The organism is Caballeronia sp. INDeC2 (assembly GCF_023631325.1).
Classification (GTDB): domain Bacteria; phylum Pseudomonadota; class Gammaproteobacteria; order Burkholderiales; family Burkholderiaceae; genus Caballeronia.
Genome location: NZ_JALQDG010000030.1, coordinates 186055 through 203838, shown reverse-complemented (window position 1 = coordinate 203838; position 17784 = coordinate 186055). Strand labels below are relative to the sequence as shown.

At 65.2% G+C, this 17784-nt stretch carries 13 protein-coding genes; 8 read left to right on the top strand and 5 right to left on the bottom strand.

Annotated features, from left to right (window positions below):
• The first annotated feature begins 129 nt into the window (after positions 1-129).
• The 4 genes from NCS28_RS33540 to NCS28_RS19405 all read left to right on the top strand — a co-directional run bounded on the left by NCS28_RS33540 (position 130) and on the right by NCS28_RS19405 (position 5673).
• Entirely contained in the window at positions 130-306 is a 177-nt protein-coding gene (locus NCS28_RS33540; protein ID WP_502801216.1) for a hypothetical protein, read from the top strand.
• 150 nt (positions 307-456) lie between these two features.
• Entirely contained in the window at positions 457-936 is a 480-nt protein-coding gene (locus NCS28_RS19415) for a nuclear transport factor 2 family protein (RefSeq protein ID WP_250515384.1), read from the top strand.
• Positions 933-2849: an amylo-alpha-1,6-glucosidase gene (locus NCS28_RS19410; RefSeq protein ID WP_250515383.1), complete on the top strand. Its 1917-nt coding sequence runs from the start codon at positions 933-935 to the stop codon at positions 2847-2849. Before NCS28_RS19415 ends, NCS28_RS19410 begins: the two co-directional genes overlap by 4 nt.
• 85 nt (positions 2850-2934) lie before the next feature.
• Entirely contained in the window at positions 2935-5673 is a 2739-nt protein-coding gene (locus tag NCS28_RS19405; protein ID WP_250515382.1) for an MGH1-like glycoside hydrolase domain-containing protein, read from the top strand.
• 65 nt (positions 5674-5738) lie between these two features.
• Here NCS28_RS19405 and NCS28_RS19400 read toward each other — a convergent pair whose 3' ends face one another.
• Both NCS28_RS19400 and NCS28_RS19395 read right to left on the bottom strand, forming a co-directional pair.
• Positions 5739-6107: a hypothetical protein gene (locus tag NCS28_RS19400; RefSeq protein WP_250515381.1), complete on the bottom strand. Its 369-nt coding sequence runs from the start codon at positions 6105-6107 to the stop codon at positions 5739-5741.
• Between the two features lie 31 nt (positions 6108-6138).
• A complete protein-coding gene (locus tag NCS28_RS19395) occupies positions 6139-8451 on the bottom strand; it encodes an FdhF/YdeP family oxidoreductase (protein WP_250515380.1) in 2313 nt (770 codons plus the stop codon).
• 151 nt (positions 8452-8602) lie between these two features.
• Between NCS28_RS19395 and NCS28_RS19390 the strand changes: the two genes are divergently transcribed.
• From NCS28_RS19390 to pdxR, 4 genes are all read left to right on the top strand, one after another.
• Complete coding sequence (locus NCS28_RS19390; protein WP_250515379.1) at positions 8603-10054, top strand: aminotransferase-like domain-containing protein; 1452 nt, start codon at positions 8603-8605, stop codon at positions 10052-10054.
• Positions 10051-10317 (top strand): helix-turn-helix domain-containing protein, encoded by a 267-nt coding sequence (locus tag NCS28_RS19385; protein WP_250515378.1) that lies wholly within the window; start codon positions 10051-10053, stop codon positions 10315-10317. The genes NCS28_RS19390 and NCS28_RS19385 overlap by 4 nt, the downstream gene beginning before the upstream one ends.
• Positions 10318-10536: 219 nt before the next feature.
• Positions 10537-10776, top strand: a complete 240-nt coding sequence (locus NCS28_RS19380) for a PIN domain-containing protein (protein ID WP_250515377.1) — start codon at positions 10537-10539, stop codon at positions 10774-10776.
• Between the two features lie 21 nt (positions 10777-10797).
• Positions 10798-12249 (top strand): MocR-like pyridoxine biosynthesis transcription factor PdxR, encoded by a 1452-nt coding sequence (pdxR, locus tag NCS28_RS19375; RefSeq protein WP_250515376.1) that lies wholly within the window; start codon positions 10798-10800, stop codon positions 12247-12249.
• A gap of 10 nt (positions 12250-12259) precedes the next feature.
• Here the strand turns inward: pdxR and NCS28_RS19370 are convergent, their stop codons facing one another.
• The 3 genes from NCS28_RS19370 to NCS28_RS19360 all read right to left on the bottom strand — a co-directional run bounded on the left by NCS28_RS19370 (position 12260) and on the right by NCS28_RS19360 (position 17750).
• A complete protein-coding gene (locus tag NCS28_RS19370; protein WP_250515375.1) occupies positions 12260-13399 on the bottom strand; it encodes a TAXI family TRAP transporter solute-binding subunit in 1140 nt (379 codons plus the stop codon).
• Positions 13400-13576: 177 nt separating this feature from the next.
• Positions 13577-15544, bottom strand: coding sequence for a zinc ribbon domain-containing protein (locus NCS28_RS19365; protein ID WP_250515374.1), 1968 nt, complete (start codon positions 15542-15544; stop codon positions 13577-13579).
• A 622-nt stretch (positions 15545-16166) separates the two neighbouring features.
• The gene (locus NCS28_RS19360; RefSeq protein ID WP_250515373.1) at positions 16167-17750 is read right to left on the bottom strand and encodes an aldehyde dehydrogenase (NADP(+)); all 1584 of its coding nucleotides are present in this window, start codon (positions 17748-17750) and stop codon (positions 16167-16169) included.
• Positions 17751-17784 lie beyond the last annotated feature (34 nt).

The following is a 17784-nucleotide window of genomic DNA, read 5'->3' as shown; positions in this document are numbered from 1 at the left end:
TTGGCATGCAAACCTTGCGTTCCCCGACGAACAGCCGACCGCTGGCAGTCTAAGCACCGCGGAAATGGCGTTTCGCAGTATTCGGACATCGCGCGCGTCGGCACGGATTATCCGGAAACGGTATGACGCGTGGGCATCAACGGTGAGGTGCGCTTCAAGTCGCAATGCTCCAAGGTTTCGAGTGCGTCGGCTGAGCTGCCCATCGCGTTGCGGGCATGTAGCGAAACCGATGGCAGCTACGACGTGTACTTTGCTCATCATCGAATCGATACCGTCAGCTTGAAGGGACGCGGCAAAAGGAGCTAAATGTGTTACCCATGTCCTGACACACCTGTCACCCATGTCTCCGGTCCGTACACGCTAGCCAAAGAAAGTGACTGCCGCCCCGCACAGGGGCAGTGCCAATAGACCGACACGAGAACAGGATTCCACCGCGACCCAAGCGCAAAAAGACAAATGCCCAACGCCAACACCGAGCTAATAGAACGTTTCTACAAAGCGTTCCAGACTTGCGATGCTGAGTCGATGTCCGCCTGCTACGCCCCCGACATCCAGTTCCAGGACCCCGCCTTTGGCGTCCTTCGCGGCAAGGAAGCCGGCGACATGTGGCGCATGCTCCTCGGCCGCGCCGCCGATTTCACGCTCACCTACGCCAACATCGCATCGACCGGTCAGACGGCGAGCGCTAAAGCCGTCGCGCGTTATACCTATTCCGCGACCGGCCACAGCGTCGTCAACGAAATCGACTCGCGCTTCGCGATCCGCGACGGCTTCATCGTCGAGCAAACCGATGTCTTCGATCTCTGGCGCTGGAGCCGTCAGGCGCTCGGCGTGAGCGGCTGGCTGTTCGGCTGGACGCCGCAAATGCAGCGCGCCATTCAGGGCAAGGCGAGGAAGGCGCTCAAGGAATTCCGTCAGAAGACGCCGACACCATGACGCGCATCGAACGCCCCGACGCAAGCAATCTCGAAGACGAATGGCTCGAAGCCGATGCGTACGGCGGCTTCGCATCCGGCACCGTCGGCACGATGCGCACGCGGCGCTATCAGGCGCTGCTGCTCGCCGCGACGCAGCCGCCCGCGGGACGCGTCGTGCTCGTCAACGGCATCGAAGCATGGCTCGAACTGGACGACAGGCGCTTGCCTCTGACGATGCAACGCTACGCACCCGATGTGCTCTATCCCGACGCATCCCCGAGCCTGCTGTCCTTCGACACCGAACCGTGGCCGACATGGCGATATCGCATCGACGCGGACACGGTCATCGTCGCGGAAGTGTTCGTCGCGAAGGAAAGCCGCGAGACCGTGTTGCGCTGGCGTCTCGAAGGCGCATCGACAGCCGCGAAGCTCGACGTGCGTCCGCTTCTTTCAGGGCGCGACTATCACGCGCTGCATCACGAGAATCCGAATTTTTCATTCGACGCCACGCTCGAAGGCGAGCGCGTGCAATGGCAACCGTACGGCGATCTGCCCGCGATCTGCGCGACGTCGAACGGCGCTTACGAGCACGCGCCCGACTGGTATCGCAATTTCTGCTATGTGCGCGAGCGCGAGCGCGGGCTCGATTTCACCGAAGATCTCGCGACGCCCGGCTTCTTCACCTTCGACTTCGCGCGCGGCGACGCCGTGATGATCCTGCACGCGCACGCGGGCCGCGAGAAGCCGTTCGAAGACAGCGCGATCGCGCATGCATCCCATCTGGCGTCGCGGGAAACGCAGCGCCGCGCGTCGTTCGGCTCGCGGCTCGCGCGCTCGGCGGACGCGTATGTCGTGAATCGCAATGTCGGGCGCACGATCATCGCGGGCTTTCCGTGGTTCACCGACTGGGGCCGCGACACCTTCATCTCGATGCGCGGCCTTCTGCTCGCGTGCGGCCGGCATCAGGAAGCGGAATCGATCCTGCTCGAATGGGCCGACACGATCTCCGAAGGCATGGTGCCGAACCGCTTTCCGGACAGCGGCGGTTTGCCGGAATACAACGCCGTCGATGCATCGCTGTGGTTCATCGTCGCCGTGCAGGATTTTCTGGCGACCGGCTACGCTCACGCCGCCACGACGAGCCGCCTGCAACGCGCCGCCGATGCGATCCTGCAAGGCTATTCGTCCGGCACGCGCTTTAACATCGCCGCCGATACCGACGGCCTGCTGCGCGCGGGCACGCCCGGCGTGCAACTCACGTGGATGGACGCGAAGGCGGGCGACTGGGTCGTGACCCCGCGCATCGGCAAGCCGGTCGAGGTGCAGGCGCTATGGATCAACGCGCTGTCCATCGCAAGCGCTTGGAATCCGCACTGGCAGACCTTGCGCGATCGGGCGCTGCGGTCGTTCGCGGCGCGTTTCGTCGATCCGGACACGCGCACGCTCTTCGATGTCGTCGACGCCGATCACGAGCCCGGCAAGGTCGATCGCTCGATTCGTCCGAATCAGATCTTCGCGCTCGGCGGGCTGCCGTTTCCGCTCGTCGATGGCGATATCGCGCATGCCGTCGTCGCGCAGGTCGAGACGCAGTTGCTCACGCCGCTCGGCCTGCGCACGCTCGCGCCGTCCGATCCGGCGTACAAGCCGCACTATGCGGGCGGCGTGCTGGAGCGCGACGGCGCGTATCACCAGGGCACCGTGTGGCCGTGGCTGATCGGGCCGTTCGTCGAAGCGTGGGTGCGCGTGCACGGCGCGGCGGGCGCGCGCGAGCGCTTTCTTGCGCCGCTCTACGCGCATCTGGACCGCTTCGGCCTCGATCACATCAGCGAAGTCGCCGATGGCGACGCGCCCCACGCGCCCGGCGGCACGCCGTTCCAGGCGTGGTCGCTCGCGGAACTCCTGCGCATCGAAAAACTGCTCGGCGCGCAGTAGGCGCACGGCGCGCGGGCCGCCATCGAAACGCGCTAAATTACGTGTCTTGCCCGCGGCTTCGCACGCCGCCAACGAGGAGAGCCCCATGCCGAAATCGCGCCCCGTCAACCAGCTCGATACCGTCGAGGGCTCGAGGCTCCATTCGAAGGATTGCTCGCGCTGGCAGCGTTGGGGGCCGTATCTGAGCGAGCGCCAGTGGGGCACGGTGCGCGAGGACTACAGCGAGTTCGGCACCGCATGGGAATACTTTCCGCACGATCATGCGCGCAGCCGCACGTATCGCTGGGGCGAGGACGGTCTCGCCGGCTTCGGCGACGACAAGCTCAACTGGTGTGTCTCGCTCGCGCTATGGAACGGCTGCGATCCGATCATCAAGGAGCGGCTCTTCGGTCTGACGAACCAGGAGGGCAATCACGGCGAGGACGTGAAGGAACTGTACTTCTACATCGACGGCACGCCGACGCATTCCTACATGCGCATGCTCTACAAGTATCCGCATGCGGCGTTTCCGTATGCCGATCTCGTCGATGAAAACGCGCGGCGCGGCGCCGACATGCCCGAGTACGAAGTGCTCGACACCGGCGTATTCGACGACGAGCGTTACTTCGACGTGCAGGTGGAATACGCCAAGCACACGGCCGACGACATCGTGATGCGCGTGACGATCGAGAATCGTGGCGACGTGTCCGCGGCTCTCGACGTGCTGCCGCAGATCTGGGCGCGCAATACATGGTCGTGGACGCCGACGCCCGCGAAGCCGTCGCTGAAAGTGGCGACGGTGCAGAACCAGGGCACCTACGTGCTCGCGCAACAGGGCAATCACGAGCCGATGGTCGTCACCGCGTGGTCGCCGGATGCCGCGGACATCGAGTGGCTCTTCTGCGAAAACGAGACCAACGTCAGGCGTCTCTTTCACATGGAAGGCGAAGGACCGTTCAAGGACGGCTTCAACGATTACATCGTGCAAGGCGACGAACACGCGATTCGCCGCGACGAGGGCACGCGCGCGGCCGCGCATGCGCATCTGGAACTGGAGCCGCACGGCACGGCCGTGGTGTATCTGCGCTGGCGGCCCGAGTCAGCGCCGGACGCCGTGCCGCTCGATGTCGATGGTCTCTTCGAACGCCGTCTAGCGGAAGCGGACGAGTTCTACGGCGCGCTGCAACACGACATCGCCGATGCCGATCAGCGGCTCGTGCAGCGCCAGGCGCTCGCGGGCATGCTGTGGTCGAAGCAGTATTATCAGTTCGATGTGACTCGCTGGCTGGACGGCGATCCGCTCCAGCCGAAGCCGCCGAAGCAGCGCCGCTCCGGGCGAAACGTGGACTGGCGGCATCTGTGCAACGCGGACATCGTATCGATGCCGGACAAGTGGGAATACCCGTGGTACGCGTCGTGGGATCTCGCGTTTCATGCCGCCGCGTTCGCGCTGATCGATCCGGAATTCGCCAAGCGCCAGTTGCTCCTGCTCGTGAAGGACCGCTATCAGCATCCGAACGGCCAGTTACCCGCGTACGAATGGGCTTTCGGCGATGCGAATCCGCCCGTGCATGCCTGGGCGACGTGGCGCGTCTACGAGATCGACCGCGCGATCACCGGCCACGGCGACCGCGACTTCCTGGAGCTCGTGTTCCACAAGCTGCTGCTGAACTTTTCGTGGTGGGTCAACCGCAAGGACGCCGACGGCAAGAACGTCTTTCAGGGAGGCTTTCTCGGGCTGGACAACGTGGGCATCTTCGATCGCTCGTCGCCGCTGCCGACGGGCGGCCACATCGATCAGGCCGACGGCACCGCGTGGATGGCCGCGTATGCGCTCGACCTGATGCGCATCGCGCTTGAACTCGCGTACGCGAACAAGGTGTTCGTCGATATCGCGGTGAAGTTCTTCGAGCACTTTCTGTATATCGCGGAGGCGGTGAGCTGCGAGGACGACTGCGACACCGGTCTCTGGGACAGCGAAGACGAGTTCTTCTATGACAAGCTGCGTTTGCCCGACGGAACCAACGTGCCGATGCGCATCCGCTCGATCGTCGGGCTGATTCCGCTCTTCGCCGTGCATGTGCTGGAGCCGAAGGTGTATCGCTCGCTGCCGGAGCTGCGCGAGCGCCTGCACTGGTTCCTGGAACATCGCACCGATCTCGCGCGGCTCGTGTCGCGCTGGAACGTGGCGGGGCAGGGCAACAGCGTGCTGCTGTCGCTCTTGCGCGGGCATCGCATGAAGGCGCTGCTCAGACGCATGCTCGACGAAACCGAGTTTCTCTCCGATCACGGCGTGCGCGCCCTGTCGCGTGTGCATCTCGATAACCCGTTCGTCTTCTATCACAACAGCGAGAGCTTCAGCATCCGCTATCTGCCGGCGGAATCGGACTCGCGTGTGTTCGGCGGCAACTCGAACTGGCGTGGCCCGGTGTGGATGCCGGTGAATTATCTGCTGATCGAATCGATCCATGAGTTTCATCGCTACTACGGCGACGATTTCCGCGTCGAATATCCGACGGGCTCGGGGCAAAAGTTCTCGCTCGCGCAGATCGCCGACGAGCTCGCGCGCCGCGTGACCACGCTCTTTCTGCTCGACAAAAACGGCGAGCGTCCCGTGATGGCCGCGTATCCGCTGCTTCAGGCCGATCCGCGCTCACGCGATCTCGTGCTCTTTCACGAATATTTTCACGGCGACAACGGGCGCGGCGTGGGCGCATCGCATCAAACGGGCTGGAGCGGCCTCGTCGCGCTGCTGTTGCAGCCGCACGCGACTGGACCGTCCGGCGTGGTGCCGCTCGCGGGCGAAGCCGATGCCGAGATCCAGGAGTTTGCGGGGGCGAAGTAGCACATTGCCGTTTTCGACGTTTGGGCGAAAGTCAATGGTATGACGTTGAAATCGTTTTGTTCGGATTATTCTGGTGTTGTCCATGTCCCTGACTGCGTAGATTCGTGCAAACACAAATCGACGACAGTTGGAATAACGGAATGAATCAGTCCACCGGCACGTATTCCTTGAGCGGCTACCAGCTCGGCATGGGAACCTGCGGCAACACCCGTGTCGAATACGAGCATTGTCCGCCGCTCATCCTGGTCGTGGTGGTGTTCGCCGCCGCCATGCTGGGCGGCGCCTGGTTCTGCGACACATTCGACAGCTTCGCCGCCGGGTGGATAGCGTGGGTCGCGATCCTCGCCGTGCTGGGCGGCTTCGTCGACCGCCGGTTCAGCGGCGCGGCCGCGCTCGAACGCCGCATCCGTCAACGTGAAAAAGCGCGCCTCCATGCGCTTTGCAGCATGTCTGCGGCGCGCAGCCTCAGGCGGCAATGGCCTGTTCGGCGGACGTCAGCAGCACTGGAATGGACTTCGACGTCGGCGTACCGGCGCCATCCGCAACCGACGACAACGGCACGAGCGGGTTGGTCTCGGGATAATACGCACCGAGGCAACCGCGTGGAATATCGTATTCCACGAGTTTGAAGCCGTTCACGCGCCGCTCCACGCCGTCGTCCCATACGCTCGTGATATCCACGAGTTCGCCCGGCTCGAAGCCGAGCATGTCGATGTCCTCGCGGTTGGCGAACAGCACGTGCCGCTGTCCGTACACGCCGCGATACCGGTCGTCGAGGCCGTAAATCGTCGTGTTGTACTGATCGTGCGAGCGCGTCGTCATGAGCGTCATCAGGCGCTCGCCGTAGAGCGCGCGGGCACGGTGAATCGGCGTATCGGTTGCGATCTTGTGCACCATGAATTGCGCCTTGCCGCTCGGCGTCTTCCAGACGCGGTCGCGCGAGGCCACGCCCAGATGGAAGCCGCCGGGCTGCTTCAGACGTTCGTTGTAGCGCTCGAAGCCATCGAGCACTTTCTCGATGCCATCGCGGATCAATGCATAGTCGGCTGCATGCGCGCGCCAGTCGACCTTCGACGAGCCGAGCGCCGTATGCGCCATGCGCGCGACGATCGCCACTTCGGAAAGCAGATTCGGCGAGGCCGGCTTGTTCATGCCGTACGAGATGTGCACCATGCTCATCGAATCCTCGACGCTCACGCCTTGCGGCACGCCGTTCTGAAGATCGATCTCGGTGCGGCCGAGCGTCGGCAGAATGAGCGCGTCGCGGCCGTGCACGAGATGGCTGCGGTTGAGCTTCGTCGTGATATGCACGGTGAGATCGCACGAGCGCATGGCTTCCCAGGTGCGCGGCGTGTCGGGCGTCGCGATGGAGAAATTCCCGCCCAGTCCGATGAACACCTTCACCTTGCCTTCGAGCATCGCGTGAATGGTTTCGACCACGTCGTAGCCGTGCTCGCGCGGCGGCTCGAAATCGTAGGCGGCGCCGAGCCGGTCGAGGAACTCCTGCGTCGGCTTTTCCTCGATACCCACGGTGCGGTCGCCTTGCACGTTCGAATGACCGCGCACCGGGCATAGCCCCGCGCCACGCCGGCCGATATTCCCGCGCATCATCATCAGGTTCGAGAGCAGTTGAATCGTCGGCACGGAATTCTTGTGCTGCGTGAGGCCCATGCCCCACGTCGCGATGACGGCACGGCCTTTCGCGTAGATATCGGCGAGCTTCAGCAGATCGGCCATTTCCACGCCGGATTCTTCGATGATCGCGTCCCAGCTTTCGGCGCGCAGATCGTCGGCGAAGGCGTTGAAGCCGACCGTGTGCTGTGCGATGAAATCGACATCGAGTACGCGCTCGCCGCCGTTCGCGCGAGCTTCGTCGTCCAGTTCGATCACGCTTTTCGCGACGCCCTTGATGAGCGCGAAGTCCCCGCCGACTTTCGGGCGGATGAACACCGAGCTGATCTTGACGCCCTTCGGGGAAAGCATGTCGAGCGTGTGCTGCGGGCTCGCGAAGCGCTCGAGGCCGCGCTCCTTCAGCGGGTTGATCGACACGATGGTCGCGCCGCGCTTCGCGCAGTCGCGCAACTCGCCGAGCATGCGCGGATGGTTCGTCGCCGGGTTCTGGCCGAAGAGCAGGAGCGTGTCGGCGTGCTCGAAGTCGTCGAGCGTGACCGTGCCCTTGCCGATGCCCACGGTGTGCGGCAAGCCGCGGCTCGTCGCTTCGTGGCACATGTTCGAGCAATCGGGGAAATTGTTGGTGCCATACATGCGCACGAACAATTGATACAGAAACGCGGCTTCATTGCTCGCGCGGCCCGATGTGTAGAACGCGGCGCGGTCCGGATCGTCGAGTTTTTTCAGGTGCGAGGCGATCAGGTCGAACGCATCGTCCCATTCGATCGGCACGTAGCGATCGCGCTTCGCATCGTAGACGAGCGGGTCCGTGAGCCGCCCGTGCTGCTCCAGCTCGTAATCGGTTTGCGCCATCAGCGCGGAGACCGTGTGCTCTTCGAAGAACGCCGGCGTGACGCGCTTGCTCGTCGCTTCCGCGGCGACGGCCTTCACGCCGTTCTCGCAGAATTCGAAGGTCGAGCCGTGCTCGCGGTCCGGCCACGCGCAGCCGGGGCAATCGAAGCCGTTGGGCTGATTCTGCTTGAAGAGCGTCCGGTAGTTTCCGCCCGCCACCTTTTCCTTGACGAGATTGATGGCGACCTGCTTCAACGCGCCCCAGCCCGCGGCGGGATGCGTGTACGGTTCGATGCGTGGTTCCGGCTTCTTCATGGCATTCGTCTTCGATAAGGCATGCGATGACACCAAGGTTACTGTGTCCCGAATCGAACGCGGCGCACAGAAAATACGAAATACGAGGAGTACAGTTGCGACGTTTTGACATAGACTGCATGTCACGTCGGAACGAAAGGGAGCACCCGCGTTGAAGCTCTACGAAAAGCTCGCCGATGAAATCGAGGAAGCCGTGCGCCGCGGCGTGTTCGCGCCGGGCGAGAAGATCGCGTCGGTGCGGCAGGCGAGCCAGCAGCACGGCGTCAGCATCAAGACCGTGCTGCACGCCTACGCGATTCTCGAAAGCCGCGGCATTCTGGAGACGCGCCCGCAATCCGGTTATTTCGTGCGCGCGAAGCCGCAGGCGGGCGCGGCGCACAGTCAGCCCAAGCGCGTGATCGCGACGGCGTCGGAAGTCGATGTCAGCCGGCTCGTGCTATCGACTTTGCGCAGCATCGGCGCGCACGACGCCGTGCCGTTCGGCTCGCCGTATCCCGATCCCGGCCCGTTTCCGTGGCGGCGCATCAACCAGTATGCGAACGCGATCGCGCGGCGGCATGCGAGCTGGAATCTCATCGACGATCTGCCGCCGGGCAATCCGGAACTGATCCGCCAGATCGCGCGGCGTTATGCGGAAAACGGCGTGCCGGTCGATCCGGACGAGATCGTCATCACCGTCGGCGCGACGGAGGCGATCAACCTGAGTCTGCAAGCCGTCGCGAAGCCGGGCGACACGGTAGCGGTCGAGTCCCCGACTTACTACGCGATGCTGCACGCGATCGAGCGTCTCGGCATGCGCGCGATCGAGGTGCCGACGCATCCGGCCGATGGCATCGACATCGAAGCGCTGGCGCAGATCATCGGGCGCGGCAAGATCGCCGCGTGCATGGTGATGCCCAACTTCCAGAATCCGCTCGGCTTCCAGATGCCCGACGTGCGCAAGCGCCAGCTCGTCGATCTGCTGTCGACGCATGAGATTCCAGTCATCGAAAACGATGTCTATCACGAGCTTTATTACGGCGATGCACGCCCGTCGACGCTCAAAAACTTCGATACGAAAGGGCTCGTGTTGCATTGCGCGTCGTTTTCGAAGAGCCTGACGGCGTCGTACCGCATCGGCTGGGCGATGCCGGGTCGGTATCGGGCGCAAGTCGAAAAGCTGAAGTTCCTCAACACGTTGACGACGCCCTCCGTGCCGCAGGTCGCGATTGCCGATTATTTGCGGCAGGACGGCTACGACCGGCATCTGCGACGTGTGCGCAGGCTGTATCGGCAGCAGTCGCGCATCATGAGCGCGATGGTCGAGCGCTTCTTTCCGCCGGGCACGCGGACGTCCGCGCCGCAGGGCGGCTACGTGCTGTGGGTCGAATTGCCGGAACGCGTCGATTCGATGCGGCTGTATCGCGCGGCGCTCGATTGCGGCATCACGGTCGGACCGGGCTATATGTTTTCGACGCGCAACGCCTTTAGCCACTTCATCCGGCTCAACTACAGTTATCCGTGGACCGCGCAGAGCGAGGCCGCGTTGCAGCGGCTGGGCGAGCTTGTCGGCGAGATCGGCACGCGCGCGGGCAAGGACACGAAGAAGGGAGAACGCGTATGAGCGATGACATCGATCCGGCGCTCGTCGCCGTGCTGGCGCAGTTGTGGCGCGCGCGGACGGAAACGCCCGGGCGCGCGTGGTCGCTCGCCAGGATCGCGAAACAGGCCGGCTTGCCGATGAGCGCATTGCGGCGGCAATTGACCGGGCTCACGGACGGCGGGCTGGTCGATATGCAGATGACCGAGGAAGGGACGGGAAGCGCGTGGCTGACCGAGCAAGGCGCGGCGTTGTGTCAGGAGGTATTCGGCAACTCCGAAACCTGATATACGATTTGTATGTCGTACAGCGAGGTTGAGTGGGACGTATTTGATTGCCCTGCCTGACGAGCAAATAGACGAACTCGCGGCGATCGGCGCTAAACAGCAACGCCCGCGAGCCGCCGTCATTCGCGACGCGATCGGTGCTTATATTGCCAGCAACAAGCGCCGGTCGAGCGTTATGAAGAGCGTTCGATCAGCATCGTCAAACTGATGGAGGTCCGTTTGGGAGCCACGCCGGACAACGAATCGTCGCTTCGGGCATGGCTGTCCACCTTCGATCTCGTGTCGCCCGATGCGTCCGTCGCGGATCGCGCCGTCGGCATACGCGAGAAGTCGCGCATCAAGCTGCCGGACGCGATCGTATGGGCGTCGGCGCAATCGGTGAATGCGCCTCTGGTTTCACGAAACTCGAAGGACTTCCCGCCCGATGATCCAGGCGTGCGGATGCCCTATCAACTGTAGTCGTGCCGGTCGCTATCGCCCTTGGACATCCACATCACCCTGCACGGCCGCCGCGACCTGACCGGCCAGATCTACGGCCAACTGCGAGCGGGCATCGTCGAAGGACGGCTGGCCGCGAACGCGCGGCTGCCATCCACGCGCGATCTCGCCGCGCAGCTCGGCGTCTCGCGCAAGACCACGCTCGATGTCTTCGAACGGCTCATCGCCGAAGGTTATCTGCGCACGCGCGCAGGCGACGGTACGTTCGTCGCCGAAGGCCTCACGCGGCTGCCATCCGCGCAGGCCGAACCCGTCTCGGCGCGCGCCCGTGCGACGGGCATCTGGCGCAAGATGCCCGAGCGCATGGCCATGCCGATGCCGCCCGCGCACGAAACGCTCGACTGCGATTTCAAGGGCGGCGTGACCGACAAGACGCTCTTTCCCTACGACGCGTGGCGGCGCTGCCTCCATCAGGCATTGCGCACGCAGGCGCGCGCGACCGACGGCTTCGCGGGCTATCGCGATCCGGGCGGCGAACAGGAACTGCGGCTCGGCATCGCGCGTTATCTCGGGTTCAGCCGCGCGGTCGTGTGCAACTGGCAGGACGTGATCGTGACGCAAGGCGCGCAGCAGGCGCTCGATCTGCTCGCGCGCATCACGATCCAGCCGGGCGATGTCGTCGCGGTCGAGGAACCGGGCTATCCGCCCGCGCGCGCGTTGTTCGCGGCGCTGGGCGCGCGCATCGCCTACGTGCCGGTCGATGGCGAGGGCATTGTCGTGAAAAAGCTGCCGCGCAATACGCGCCTCGTCTACGTGACGCCGTCGCATCAGTTTCCGCTCGGCATGCCGATGAGCCTCGACCGGCGCGTCGAACTGCTCGAATGGGCCGCGAAGCGCGGCGCGATGATCGTCGAGGACGACTACGACGGCGAATTCCGCTTCGAAGGAAGACCGGTGGAATCGCTGAAAAGCCTGGATCGCGCGGGGCTCGTCGCGTATGTCGGCACCTTTTCGAAGACGCTTTTCCCCGATCTGCGGCTCGGCTACGTCGTGCCGCCCGCGACGCTATCCGAGGCGATGTGGAACGCGAAGCAAATCTGCGACTGGCACAGTTGCATGATGACGCAAACGGCGCTCGGCGCGTTCATGCTCGACGGCGAATACGCGAAGCACCTGCGCCGCATGCACAAGGCTTACGCGCAACGCCGCGCGATCCTGCTCGACGGCCTGAAAGGCGAGCTTGCGCCCTGGTTCGAGCCGATGCCGTCGACGGCGGGCATCCATCTCGTCGCGCGGCTCGCCGGTTCGCTGCGAGAGGACGATGTGGTCGCGGCGGCGCGCGCCGTGTCGGTCGGACTGTATGGCATCCGCGCGTTCTACGCGGGCGAGCCGGCGCAGCAAGGCGTGCTGTTCGGCTACGGAGGAACGAGCGCCGCGGCGATCGAGCGCGGCATGAAACGCCTGGCCGCGCTCATGCCGACGCTCGCCCGCTAGCTTCGGCGCATCACTGATCGCACAGCAGCAGCAGCTTTTCCTGCGCGCTGCAGCTCGCCTTTTTCGGCTTTTGCGCGGCTGCGTCCGCGTCGCGGGCCGCGACCTTGCGCGCCGGAGTCTGCGATTGCTCGGCCGCCGCCGTGCGTTGCGCGATGCACGCGCGCAAGTGCTTCTCCATCGGCGGGTAGTATTTCCAGCCTTTCGTGAGCGGCGGCAGTTCGAGGTGCACCTGTTTCCACTTCGGATGGCCGTTGGCCTGCAGTGTGTCGAAGTTGGTGCACAGCGAATCCGCGAATTTCGAGAGCGCCCCGACCGTGCCGCGCAGGCCGTAATCGTAGGTCACGAGAAAAGCCTTCACGGTGAGCGTCGGCGTGTCTTCCTGAATCCAGTTCGGATAGCTCGACGTGCGGATCGTCGCGGGGAAATAGGTCTGCTTCGCGCGCGCGGTTTCGGGCGCGCTCGAATCGAGGCGCAGCAGCTTGATCTGCTTGAGCAACTCGGGATTCATGTCCTGAAAGAGCTTCGCCGGCTGGCCCGCGACGATCACCGCGACATCGATCTTCCCGACGATCAGCCGCGCGAGCGAATCCTCGTTGTTCAGATGCTGCTCGTTGGCATCGGCGATCGGCTCGCCGAACATCAGCCGATACAGCGTCTCCGCCGATTGCGCCGTGCCGCTGCCGATCGGCCCGACGCTGATGTTCTTGCCCTTGATCTCGTGGATGAACTTCATCGGCGAGTCGGCGCGCGTCACGAAGTAAATTTCCTCGTCGTAGAGCGGCATGATGAGCCGCAACGGCTTGATGATCTTGCCCGCGTCGGCGTTGCCCGAGGTCGCCATGTCCATGTACGCCTGATACACGTCCGACTGCACGAGCGCGAACTTCACGCCGGGCTCGTAGCGCATGCGCTGCACGTTTTCCGCCGATCCCTTCGACGGCAGCACTTCCAGTTCGATGCCCGCCGGTTCGGCCACGTACTTCGACAAGTCCTGGCCGATCTGGATATACGTGCCGCGCTCCTGACCCGTCGTGATCTTGTAGGGGAGCGGATCGGCGGCGAAGCTCGATCCCGCGCCGATCAGCCCGGCTGTGGCAAGGAGCGCCAGCGCGCCCCGTGCGGCGTTGCGCATGCTTTTTGTGGTGAACATGATTGACCCTTTGATCTGAGTTGGACGGGTGCTTTTGAAACTCGCGCGACGCGGAAATCGTCCGCAAAGCGCGCAATTCGCTCATGCCCGGTTGCTCACATGCGGCTCAACGCGAAGGTGCGTGGCGCGTGCTTGCCGTGCGTCGTCGTTGTCTCCGTGTGTTCTTCTGCTTTTTTCTCAGCGCGACGGCTTGGACGCCGGGTCGCCGCCGCTCCAGCCGTATTGCTTGATGGCGCGCTCGAGTTCTTCGGACTTGTCGGAGTCGAGATGCGACCCCGCCGGCACGTTGCCGAATTGCGGCGATGCCGCAGCGCTCGTCTGCGTGGCGCGCGCGGTCGCGTTCGTCTGCGCGACGGGCTGATTCACGACCGGCAGCGCGCGCTGCACGGCGGCAGTCTGCGCGACGGGTTGCGCGACGGCTGCGGCCGCTGCCGCGGGCGGGTGCGGCACGGCGGCTTGCATCGTTGCGGTGGATGGCGGCAGCGCGCTGCTCTGGTTACCGGATTGCGGCGGCCGCGGCACGGCGGCCTTCGTCGCCGGCGCCGATGGCTGCGGCGGATCTTCGCCGAGGTAATACGCGCCGCGCGGATTGGCCGGGCGAGCGGCCTGTTGCGGCGGCTCGTCGCCGAGATAGTAGGGCGCCGCGCGTGGATTCGCGGGGCGCGCGTTGTTGGCGGCGGCGGATGGCTGCGCGTCTTCGTCGCCGAGATAGTAGGGCGTGCGCGCCGCCTGCGTGACGGGCGCCGGAGTGGCTTTCGCCGCCGGCTGCGAAGGCGCGGGCGCGGCGGCCTGCGTGGTCGCTTGCGGGGCCGCCTGCGCGGCGGGCGCGGGTGCGGTGGCCGCGGGCTTCGTCATTGTCGTGGCGACGGCGGGCGCGGTGGGCGCGGCGGGAGGCACGATCGTCATGGCGGTGATCGCCGCAGTCGCCGCCTGCGCGCGCGCGATCTTGTCCGCACGCGATTCGTAGGCTTCGTCGTCGGCCTGGCGCGCGGCGCTGCGCTGACCCGCGCGCCGCTCCACGGCGGGTTTCTGCGCGACGACGTTCGACTTCGTACCCGGCGCGACCGCTGCAACGTTTGCCTGCGCGGAAAGCGGCGCGGGCGTGGCGGCGGTCGTGTTCGTCGTATCGGGCGTATTCACCACCGCCGACGGAGCCGCCGTGCCCGGACCCTTCCTGGCGAGCGCGGCCGCCGCTGTCGGCGCGAGCCAGCCCGCATGGGAGACCACGCGTTCGAGCATCGACTGGGATTCGATATTGCCGCCGTCGAGCGCGAGCGCCTCGCCCGCGTTCTGCTGCACGCAGGCCCACGCGGAGGTCCGCTCGCAGGCGCGCGCGAGTTGCAGCGCGGCGTCGCGTTGCGATTCACGCTTGACCAGTTCGTCCTTCAGGCTTTCGTATTCCGCGCGCGCCTGCTGCTGCGCCGGAAGCATTTTGAGCCGCGCGCGGGCGGTGGCGAGGTCGTGCTGATCCAGCGCGACGCGCACGCCTTGAAGCGTATCGCCGGCGGCGAGCGCACGCGTGTCGGCCGCAGCGCGACGGTCGGCGGCGGTGGGAGCGTCCGTCGCGCCGCGCATGAGCGAGCCGACTTTGGAATCGATCGCGCCCGAGACGCTGTGATCGGCGGATGGCGTGCTGCCGCTGCCATCGGAATCGCCGAGCTGGTAGTAAAACATCGCGCCGAGCAGCAGCACGAGCCCGCATGCGCTCGCAATCACCGTCTTCTTCGTGCTCCAGCGCTCGGAGCCGGGGAGGGCGTCGGGATCGTTGCCGGATTCGGCATAGGCGCTACGCGCGGATTCTTCGGCGCGCCGCGCGCGATATTCCGCCGCTTTCTGCGCGATGCGCTCGCTCGCGCGCTCCGTCCAGCGCGAGCGCATGCCCGGCTCGACGCGCTCGGAAGTATCGGTGCCGATCGCGGCGGAAGTGGACGATGCCGAAGCCGCCGCCGTTGCAAGCGGCGCGGCCGCTTCTTCGAAAACGTTCGCACGCGGCTTGGCCGGCGCGGATTCGCGCTGCTGCCCGAACGCGGCGTTGCGATCGGCGCCGCAATTGGGGCAACTGTCGGCGTTTTTGCGCACCGTGCTGCCGCACCGCTGGCAGACGACGGAGAACATGGATGCGGGGAACGTCAGACGCGTGGTCATGCTGGAGCCCTCGAAGGACATGTGCGTGAGGTTGCCAAAATCGCGTGGCCGCCAATGCGCGCCGGGTCGTCGCGCCTGTACGCAGGAACGCAGTCCCGCAACAGCAATCCTTCGTATTCTCTTCCCGAGCGGCTTGCGCGCCGGCGGGAACGAATTCCGACTATGGTTCAACCGCTATCGGACGTCAATTGTCTTTCGCACCTATTTCCGGGCCGCAAGACTTAAGCGACTACACCATTGCGTCGCGCCTCGTACGGCACATACGGAGCGAAGCGTCCGGCGCATAGCCCGATGTCGATGTGAAAGCGTCGCGGACCGGCTCGCGCGGCGCGCCTCGCTTCTATCGCTCACGATATTTCCGACATTTTGGGATCGCGCCGGCGGTTTGGAGACGCCAATCCTTAGCCGTTAAACGACAAGGGGACGCGATCGGCGGATAACCCACTGATGCGAAAGCGTTTCGCGCGTCCGGCGAGGCGTTGTTCAGCGCCCACACGGACGAGTCGAATGATCGACAAATAATAAGCGATCCGAAGCATCGTCGAATATCTCGCAAAGCGACGAGGGCCGCGAGCGCATCTCGCGCCGCGGCCCTCGTCAGTCCGATCGAAAAAAGGAAGTCTTACTCGGCTAGTTGCAGCTTGCCGTCGATCCGGCGGTTCAGTCCGAGCGGATTGTCCGTCTTCAATGCGTCGGGCAGGAGCGCGTCAGGCAGATCCTGATAGCTCACCGGACGCAGAAAGCGGTTGATCGCGAGGCTGCCGACCGAGGTCGAGCGGCCATCTGCCGTCGACGGGAACGGGCCGCCGTGCACCATAGCATGGCCCACTTCCACGCCCGTGCCGAAGCCGTTCACCAGCAGGCGGCCGGTGCGGCGTTCGAGCGCGGGGAGGACGCGCTTCGCATCGGCGTAATCCGCTTCGTCGATGTGCAGCGCCGAAGTCAACTGTCCTTCCAGCGATTCGACCAGATCCAGCATGGTCGCGAGATCCGGGCAACGCACGACGAGCGACGACGCGCCGAAGATCTCTTCCTGCAGTTCGTGGCTGTTGCGGAACGCGTCGGCAGTGGTGACGAAGAGCGCCGACTGCCCCTGATTCTCGCCTTTCGCCTCGACGCCGCGCGCGGCGGTCGTCACGCCGTCATGCCCGGCGGCGCGCTCGACGGCGCCCCGATAGGTCTTGCAGATGCCCGGCGTGAGCATCGTCTGCGCGGCGGTTTCCGAAAGCGCCGCCGATGCCGCCGCGATGAACGTGTCGAGAGCCGGACCGTCGACGGCCAGCACCAGACCCGGATTCGTGCAGAACTGGCCCGCGCCGAGCACGAGCGACTGCACGAACGCCTTGGCGATGGCTTCGCCGCGGTTCTCGAGCGCCGCCGGGAACAGCAGAACCGGGTTGATGCTGCTCATTTCCGCGTAGACGGGAATCGGCTCGGTGCGCGCCGCCGCAAGTTTCATCAGCGCCGTGCCGCCGCCGCGCGAACCGGTGAAGCCGGCTGCCTTGATGCGATTGTCCTTGACGAGACCCTGACCGATGTCGCGGCCGCTGTCGAACAGCAGCGAAAACGTGCCTTCGGGCATGCCGCAGTCCTTCACCGCCTTCTGCACTGCGCGTCCGACGAGTTCCGCCGTGCCCGGATGCGCCGAGTGCGCCTTGACGATGACCGGGCAGCCGGCCGCGAGCGCCGACGCCGTGTCGCCGCCGGCGACGGAGAACGCGAGCGGGAAGTTGCTCGCGCCGAACACGGCGACCGGGCCGACGCCGATGTGGCGCAGGCGCAGATCGACGCGCGGCAGCGGCTTGCGCTCGGGCTGCGCCGGATCGATGCGCACGCCGAGGAAATCGCCGTTGCGGACCACGTCCGCGAACATGCGCAACTGGCCGACCGTGCGGCCGCGCTCGCCTTCCAGACGCGCGCGCGGCAGGCCACTTTCGATCATGCACCGCTCGATCAGATCGTCGCCGATATCGAGGATGTTCTGCGCGATCGTTTCGAGAAACTTCGCGCGCGCCTCCGGTGCGGTTTCGCGATAGACATCGAACGCGGCCCACGCGAGCGCGCACGCGCGGTCGAGATCGGCGAGCGTCGCGCCGCCGAATGCCGGTTCGATGGCCGCGCCGGTCGACGCGTTGACGGCCTTGATCGAGCCGTTCGAACCGAAGACCGATTCCTGACCGATGAGCAGATTGCCAGTGAGTTGCATGTTGTCTCGTCCTTGCTTGGAGTGATTCGCGGCG

What these genes read in the sequence shown, in the direction of transcription:
- NCS28_RS19365 (WP_250515374.1), bottom strand. Translation starts at nt 15,544, where the DNA reads ATGACCACGCGTCTGACGTTCCCCGCATCCATGTTCTCCGTCGTCTGC.
- NCS28_RS19395 (WP_250515380.1), bottom strand. Translation starts at nt 8,451, where the DNA reads ATGAAGAAGCCGGAACCACGCATCGAACCGTACACGCATCCCGCCGCG.
- NCS28_RS19400 (WP_250515381.1), bottom strand. Translation starts at nt 6,107, where the DNA reads ATGGAGGCGCGCTTTTTCACGTTGACGGATGCGGCGTTCGAGCGCGGC.
- NCS28_RS19405 (WP_250515382.1), top strand. Translation starts at nt 2,935, where the DNA reads ATGCCGAAATCGCGCCCCGTCAACCAGCTCGATACCGTCGAGGGCTCG.
- NCS28_RS19360 (WP_250515373.1), bottom strand. Translation starts at nt 17,750, where the DNA reads ATGCAACTCACTGGCAATCTGCTCATCGGTCAGGAATCGGTCTTCGGT.
- NCS28_RS19385 (WP_250515378.1), top strand. Translation starts at nt 10,051, where the DNA reads ATGAGCGATGACATCGATCCGGCGCTCGTCGCCGTGCTGGCGCAGTTG.
- NCS28_RS19415 (WP_250515384.1), top strand. Translation starts at nt 457, where the DNA reads ATGCCCAACGCCAACACCGAGCTAATAGAACGTTTCTACAAAGCGTTC.
- NCS28_RS19410 (WP_250515383.1), top strand. Translation starts at nt 933, where the DNA reads ATGACGCGCATCGAACGCCCCGACGCAAGCAATCTCGAAGACGAATGG.
- NCS28_RS19370 (WP_250515375.1), bottom strand. Translation starts at nt 13,399, where the DNA reads ATGTTCACCACAAAAAGCATGCGCAACGCCGCACGGGGCGCGCTGGCG.